Genomic DNA, 7,121 nt, shown 5'->3' with positions numbered 1-7,121 from the left:
AGTCCCCCTGCAGGTGATCTCTAATATTGTACCTGCAAGATGGTATTTTATCATAGTCAAAGCGGTTATGATCAAAGGACTTGGTTTTGCCTCCATATGGAAAGAAACAACCATTCTGCTGGGAATGACAGTGGCTTTACTGGGCGTTAGTATTTACCAATTTAAAACCAGGCTATGAGACTACTGAAATTCTTGTTGCAGAAAGAACTCCTGCAAATCTTTCGGGATCCAGCAATCATCAGAATTCTGTTCATTATGCCAATGATCCAGTTGCTGCTGTTGCCTCTGGCAGCAGATTATGAAATCAAGAATATCAATCTCGGTGTGGTAGATCATGACCATTCGGCTTATTCTCAGAAAATGATCAATAAGATCATCTCTTCAGGATATTTTAAACTTAAAGATTATAGTGCAACCTATAAGGATGGCTTACATGCCATTGAACAGGATAAAACAGATCTTTTACTGGAAATCCCGGCACAATTTGAGCAAAGCCTGGTAAAAGAGGATAAAGCGGAACTACTGGTTGCGGTGAATGCCATTAATGGTGTAAAAGGAGGGCTGGGGGCAGCCTATATTCAAGGCATCCTTCGAGATTACAATCAGGAGATCCGTACACAATGGATACAAATGCCCAGGTTTGAACCTCAGCCAGTTATTGAAGTCACGCCTTCCAACTGGTATAATCCAAATTTGAATTATCGTGTATTTATGGTTCCGGGTATACTGGTGATGCTGGTTACCATGATCGGCTCTTCCTTTGCAGCCAATAACATCGTGCGGGAAAAGGAAATGGGAACCATAGAACAAATCAACGTAAGCCCGATTAAGAAAACACAGTTCATCTTAGGAAAGCTTATTCCTTTCTGGTTATTGGCCAATATCGTTTTAACATTAGGTTTGATCCTGGCCAGGGTGGTGTATGGAATAGTTCCGCTCGGGCACTACAGTACCATTTATATCTTCTCTTCCGTTTATTTAGTGGCCATTTTAGGCTTAGGGCTTCTTTTGTCTACCTATGCACAAACCCAGCAGCAATCCATGCTGGTTTCTTTTTTTGTCACTATGATTTTTAACCTGTTAAGCGGCTTATATACTCCAATTGAAAGTATGCCCGAATGGGCACAAATCATCACCCGCTTTAATCCTGTTTCTTATTTCATTGAAGTGATGAGGATGGTGATGCTAAAAGGCAGCGGATTGTCGGACATTCGTTTTCAAATCTATGCCATGCTGGGCTTTGCTGTCTTTTTTAATGGCTGGGCCATTCTCAACTACCGGAAACGGTCGGGTTAGGGCTAGAACTCAATAAGCATCTACCTCTTCAATATTGAGGTAGATATTTTATCCATCCATAACCCTAAATTATCCAAGATAAGTTTAACAAGCGTTGATGGTGGTCAGCATAGCTGATGATATACAAAATCAACAGTGTGCTTTAACAGATATGTAATTATTTAAAAATGTTCATTTGCTCATTATAAATTGGACTTTGTATACCTAGAAAATTCAAAACGCTATGAAAAACGTTGTTCTGTGATAACATTTTATTAGGCTTGAGTTGTTTTGAACTGTCAGACAACCAAACTAAAAAAGGAATCTCATATTGTTCTTTAGGCGCGATACTCATAGGTACCCCATGCATATATAGATTTTTTTCTCCCAAAGATTCTCCATGGTCTGAAACAAAAATCATCGCACTGTTATACTCTTTTAATTCTTTTAAATTTTCAATTAATTGATGTAAAATATAATCTGTATAAACTATGGTGTTGTCATAAGCATTGATTAGATCTGTTTGAGAACAATTTCCTAATTCCACACTATTACATACGGGTTTAAAAACCTCAAATTGAGCTGGGTATTTCTTACTATAGCTAGGTCCGTGACTTGTACTTGTATGCAATACGATGAGTATTTTGTTTTTCGTACTGGCCAATATTTGCTCTTTTAGTCCTGATAAAAGAATTTCATCAAATTTACAGCCATCTCCTTTGCAATTTGGCATTAAAGCATCTGTATTTTGATAATTTTTTATATGAATTGGCGGTTCGCCCCAATTTGTGGTTCTCCAGATGACCTCAACATTATTTCTATATAAATAATTGGGTAAGATTTCATATAATTCATCAGTGCTTGTATGTTCTAAAATACATTTAACACCGGCAGTAGTGTAAGTGGCACAAGAGGTGGCATCGAAATGGAATAAATTAGGTGTTTTAGAAAGCAATGGATTCGTATTTTTCTTGTAGCCATATAAAGAAAAATTTTGTCTTCTTGCAGATTCCCCTATAACTAAGACAATAACCGATTTCTTATTGTCTTTTATGGTCGCATTTGGTAATAAAATTTCTTTTTCATTTTTTTGGTGCTTGTGAATATAAAAAAGCGACAAATTAACTGAATAAGACCAGGGCATTGCAAGACCACCTAGTGTCTTCGAATTTTTATCAATCCACAGCCAATTGCTCGCATTAGCATAGGCTAAGGCCAGCATAAATACGAGGGTAACTGAAGAGGTGATTAGAAATTTCTTCCATGTCACATTTATTATTTTAGCTTTAATGATAAAAATAGAAGGAACAATACCCAATAGAATAAGGTACACTATTAATTTTATAGAAAAGAAACTACTGGACTCGGCATAATTGGTATTGAGTACATTACCAATCATACTTTCATCTATGATCACACCGTAAGTGTTGACAAAGTAAACTGCAATTGCATTGATTATGAAAAATAAGACTAGTAAAGATTTTCCAACAACACGTGACAGAAAAAAAAACAGATAAAAAACAAAGAAATTTGCAACCAACATTATAATAACTAAACTTACAATGAGCGTAACGCCGGCGAAACTTTTATAATCAACTTTATCAACAACAAAGGTGAAAAATGGAAGATGAAAGAATAAAAAATTAAGAAAACTCATTAACAAAGCGAAATGAGTTATCTTCCAATTATTTTTTAATATAGACATTAATAATTTTATATAATGAAACGACTAAGCTAGTTAATGATAAATAAAATATGATCAAATTTTCATTGATTATTTTGTTGATTAACGAAATGCAACAAAAAAGAAGAAATAAAATTAAAATTGGATAATATTTTTTATTGCTGATCCAAGCCCAAATTCTATATTTTTTGCTGATTAAAATACCTAAAAGCCCTGATATATATCCAATAATACCGCCAATAATAACATCAAGCGGATAATGTGCGCCAACACCCACTCTTGTAAATATGAGAATCAAGCCCGTGATGGTTATGAAAACAGACCATAAAATTTTATAGTTCAACTTTTGGGGCATAAATGCAAACAACAGAACAGTGAGTATTGTAAAAGCTGTAATGGAATGCCCGGAAGGTAAACTGTTGTTTCCAGTCAAGGTATTTCCAATAATCACAAAACTATTCTTATCAAATGCTACTGCAGGTCTTGGTACTGCAAATACCTGTTTTAACAGGCTAGATAATATACATGACAGTATCGAAGCTGATAATAAAGACTCCCAGATTTTAGGAGCATACACCATAAAAATGGTTATGAATGATAAAAAAACAACGCAGTCTCCAAGCTGGTTGAGGTTAAAAAGTGTATTTGGGAACTGGGATAATTTTGAATTCAGAAAAATAAAACAATTCTTTTGAATTTGAATGTATCCACCAACATTTAAAGCGTGTTTTTGATAAAGAAAAGCGACAATTGTAATTAAAAAAAATGCGGGTAAAAAAAATAAAGTTAGCTTGAACTTTGAATAATTATTAACAACATTGGTATTCATTATGTTATTTGTTGACAGATTTACTTTGATGTTTTTATATAACATAATGCCGATAGTTTTTGAGATTTAATTTGGTTCTTGAGTGGCATTACAATATAAAAATATTTAGTTGTATATTTCATCGTTAAGCGAGAAATGGCATGATATTATTGGCCCAGGATGCCTTTAACAACATCCCGGTGCGGTTTTGAAACCGGAACTTTATCTCCATTGTTCATCAATAGCATACCTCCGTCTTCTTTAAGCCAGCTTTTTACCGCTTCCGGGTTAACCAGATGGCTTTGGTGTGTTCTCAAAAAGCCATGAGGTTTTAAAAGGTCAGAATATTCTTTAAGTGGCTTCGATACCAGGATTTTATCGCCATCCATCAGTAAAAATAAGGTGTAGGTATTGTCAGCTTCACATCGCAAAATATCACTTATGGCCAGGTACCTGATCTCATATTGCTGCGGCAAGGCGATCTTTTGAACAGTCTTTTCTGCTTTGGTTAGTTGCTGAAGTAAAAAATTGACCTGATCGGTCTGTATTCTGTTTTTTACTTTATTTTGAGCTTTAGACACCGCCGTAACCAGTTCGATGGGATTTACAGGTTTCAAAAGATAGTCTAAGGCAGCGAACTTCACGGCCTGAATTCCATATTTGTCAAATGCAGTTACAAAAATAACCTCAAATGTTCTTTCTTCAACCATGTTTAGTAAATCAAAGCCAGATTGTGTACCCATCTGGATATCCAGGAAAACCAAGTCTGGCTTTTGTGAATCAATAAGTACTGCAGCATCAGCTACAGTATGTGATTTTCCAACAATTTTAATTTCCTTGCAGTATTTCTCCAGTAAAATATGGAGATTTTCCAGATTGGTCAGTTCATCATCTACTAAAATTGCTTTCATGGTTATAGCCATTGAGTTAAGGTAATCTTGATTTCCGTTTGATTTGAACCTGATGTCATGGTTAAGATAAGCGGGGTTGAGTTGTAAATTGTGTTTAATAAAGATATTCTGTTTCTGCTCAATTGCAAACCTAATCCTTCGTAGCTTTTTTCAGGATCAAAGCCGACACCATTATCCATGATTTTCAAGATCAGATCATCGTCTTTTTTGATAAAAAAAACTTCAATTTCTAATTGATCTCCTTTATCACCATGTTTAATCGCATTTTCAACAAAAGGCTGCAGCAACATGGATGGAATTTCGATATTGTCCATATTCAAATCCTGAGAAACATGGAACCGATATTTAAAACCAAAGCGCAACTGTTCCATTTGCAGATAATCCTCTAATAACAGTTTTTCCTCTGCCAGGCTAATCAAATCCGGCTGGTCCAAAACATTGCGGGTTAATCTGGCAAACTTTCCAAGATAATGGTTTACCTCGTCACTTTTATTCTGATTCATCAGACTTTGGATGCCTGAAAGTGCGTTAAACATAAAATGGGGGTTCAATTGCGAACGTACTGTAGCCAGCTGTATTTTGGCCAGGTCCTTTTGTTGCTGCTCTTTCAGGAGCTTTTTCTTGTTTTTATTTTTGAGCCATACAGCCACGCCTCCGATAACTGTCCCTAAAAATGCGCACAAGATAAGACCTATCAGTGCCAATTCTTTATTCGAAAACCATTTACCTGTTACTAGTGACGGTAATACAGTAAATTTAAATCTTCTCGCTTTTGCTGTAAGATAATTAACTTGACTGCCTCCTGGTTTTACCAATTTCGGTGTGAAAGTGATTTCATAATGACCTGCTTTATTCCAAAACTCTTTATACAGAAAATAATTGCCATTGTATTCTCCCAATTCAATGTTTTCTGTTTTATTGCTTATTGTTCTTTTTAGACGGATCTGATAATTGTAGGGGGTGAGTAGTCTCGTCGAAAAGAAATTTATTCTGACTAGAGAATCACCAAGTCTAAACCTTACATCGTTTAGCGTCTTTGTTTCCAGGAAATTTTCATCTGTGTTTATTTTGTCCTTATCAAGGGGAGCTGAAAAGATGTTGCTCCCCCAATATTTTGTACGATAATCAACGAAGGTCTGGAAACTTAACGCTTTTGGCTCGCGCCAGTCAATGATCATGGCATCTTTTTCCTTGTAGTTATTGATGTTGTACATTTCAATTTTCAAATAACCATCAGGCTGTAATTTATAATTGCCTAAATAAGCAAAAGTGGCTTTGCGATCACTACTGGTTTTGAATTGATCGGGGGTAGTCCAGCCTACAATTTCTTTTTCATCGTTTACTACAACGTGATAGCGGTAGTGATGTGCGTTTTGGGGTGTGATCTTAACATCTGCAAACTCAATGTCCGATTTTCCATTAATCAAATATCTTCTCAGATATGCGGTTTCTCCCCAAGACCATTCATTTCCCTCATAAATTACCGCCCCGGTATTTTTTTGAAAACGAACAGCAAGGGTCAGCGTAGTTGGATATAAGTTTTCGCCCACTGAAAACAGAAACCGTTCATTTGCAATTGACGTTAACCGTTCTTTCCTGGCAATCATTTCAAGTTGCGCTGGAGTTGCGTGCCTGATATCCACCCGTACATTGCCAGCAAATTTGTAAAACCGGCTGTCGACGGCTGTATCAACCCCGGCCTTTTTTTGAGCCAGGGAACATAAAGAAATTAGTAATAAAACAAGTAGTAGATTCTTTTTTACGATGTTTCTCATTTGATCAATAAATATAAGTCCAAAATCCATTAAATCTGGCCTTCAAAAAATAAGAAAGCAGTATTGGAACGGTGGGACTTAGTAACGAGGCCTGTGTAAACAGGATTTGATCAATGGGAAGACTATTTATCCCATTCCAGTGATGATTTTGACCAATAGGCTGATTGCATGGATATGCAGAAAAAGCGATTTCCTTAATAATCTGGTTAAAGGTCATGCTGTTGTATTGATAGAGTGCGGTCAAATTAAATGGGATGCCATGAACGCATTGAATCTGAGCAAGTCCGATCTGATGGAAAGTTTACCTCTAAGACAAAAAACGAATCGCTTGATAAAGTGGAAAAGGCCGTTATAGAAACCAATGGTCGGATTAGTTTTATCTTAAAAACTTGAATAATCAAATTTTTGATTTCTGTTTATCATATTTTGTAACGGCCTTTTTTTATTTGAATTTGTATTTAAAATATTGATTTACATATTTTTATGAAATTTTTTATTTGGAAAAACTATCGCTACACTTGAAGGTGTTTTTAAAAAATCAAGTGTAAATTATGAGTAATACGAAGTATGTTGATCCACTTCTTGACCTGAGTTTCAAGAGAATTTTCAGCGTTGACCAAAACCGAGATCTGCTGATTGCCTTCTTAAATGAAGTTTTCAAGGGGAGA

General features: G+C 35.7%; 6 protein-coding genes. 2 read left to right on the top strand and 4 right to left on the bottom strand.

The window, feature by feature from the left end:
* Window positions 1–174 precede the first annotated feature (174 nt).
* Window positions 175–1,296: an ABC transporter permease gene (locus tag VNZ46_RS22325; protein ID WP_325562755.1), complete on the top strand. Its 1,122-nt coding sequence runs from the start codon at window positions 175–177 to the stop codon at window positions 1,294–1,296.
* Between the two features lie 157 nt (window positions 1,297–1,453).
* On the opposite strand, the gene eptA is transcribed toward VNZ46_RS22325, so the two are convergent.
* The 4 genes from eptA to VNZ46_RS22305 all read right to left on the bottom strand — a co-directional run bounded on the left by eptA (window position 1,454) and on the right by VNZ46_RS22305 (window position 6,453).
* Window positions 1,454–2,980 (bottom strand): phosphoethanolamine--lipid A transferase EptA, encoded by a 1,527-nt coding sequence (eptA, locus tag VNZ46_RS22320; protein ID WP_325562753.1) that lies wholly within the window; start codon window positions 2,978–2,980, stop codon window positions 1,454–1,456.
* The gene (locus VNZ46_RS22315; protein WP_325562750.1) at window positions 2,961–3,788 is read right to left on the bottom strand and encodes a phosphatase PAP2 family protein; all 828 of its coding nucleotides are present in this window, start codon (window positions 3,786–3,788) and stop codon (window positions 2,961–2,963) included. Before VNZ46_RS22315 ends, eptA begins: the two co-directional genes overlap by 20 nt.
* A 146-nt stretch (window positions 3,789–3,934) precedes the next feature.
* The gene (locus tag VNZ46_RS22310) at window positions 3,935–4,678 is read right to left on the bottom strand and encodes a LytTR family DNA-binding domain-containing protein (RefSeq protein ID WP_325562748.1); all 744 of its coding nucleotides are present in this window, start codon (window positions 4,676–4,678) and stop codon (window positions 3,935–3,937) included.
* 2 nt (window positions 4,679–4,680) lie between these two features.
* Window positions 4,681–6,453 carry a sensor histidine kinase gene (locus tag VNZ46_RS22305; RefSeq protein ID WP_325562747.1) on the bottom strand — a complete coding sequence of 591 codons (1,773 nt, stop codon included), beginning with the start codon at window positions 6,451–6,453 and terminating at the stop codon, window positions 4,681–4,683.
* A 551-nt stretch (window positions 6,454–7,004) separates the two neighbouring features.
* Here VNZ46_RS22305 and VNZ46_RS22300 point away from each other — a divergent pair.
* A partial coding sequence (locus VNZ46_RS22300; protein ID WP_325562756.1) for a PD-(D/E)XK nuclease family transposase occupies window positions 7,005–7,121 on the top strand: 117 nt, incomplete at its 3' end.

This window comes from Pedobacter sp., from assembly GCF_035566355.1.
Classification (GTDB): Bacteria; Bacteroidota; Bacteroidia; order Sphingobacteriales; family Sphingobacteriaceae; genus Pedobacter.
This window is presented reverse-complemented; position numbering and strand designations above follow the sequence as displayed.

Coding starts and splice junctions, on each gene's coding strand:
- VNZ46_RS22325 (WP_325562755.1), top strand. CDS start 175: ATGAGACTACTGAAATTCTTGTTGCAGAAAGAACTCCTGCAAATCTTT.
- eptA (WP_325562753.1), bottom strand. CDS start 2,980: ATGTCTATATTAAAAAATAATTGGAAGATAACTCATTTCGCTTTGTTA.
- VNZ46_RS22315 (WP_325562750.1), bottom strand. CDS start 3,788: ATGAATACCAATGTTGTTAATAATTATTCAAAGTTCAAGCTAACTTTA.
- VNZ46_RS22310 (WP_325562748.1), bottom strand. CDS start 4,678: ATGAAAGCAATTTTAGTAGATGATGAACTGACCAATCTGGAAAATCTC.
- VNZ46_RS22305 (WP_325562747.1), bottom strand. CDS start 6,453: ATGAGAAACATCGTAAAAAAGAATCTACTACTTGTTTTATTACTAATT.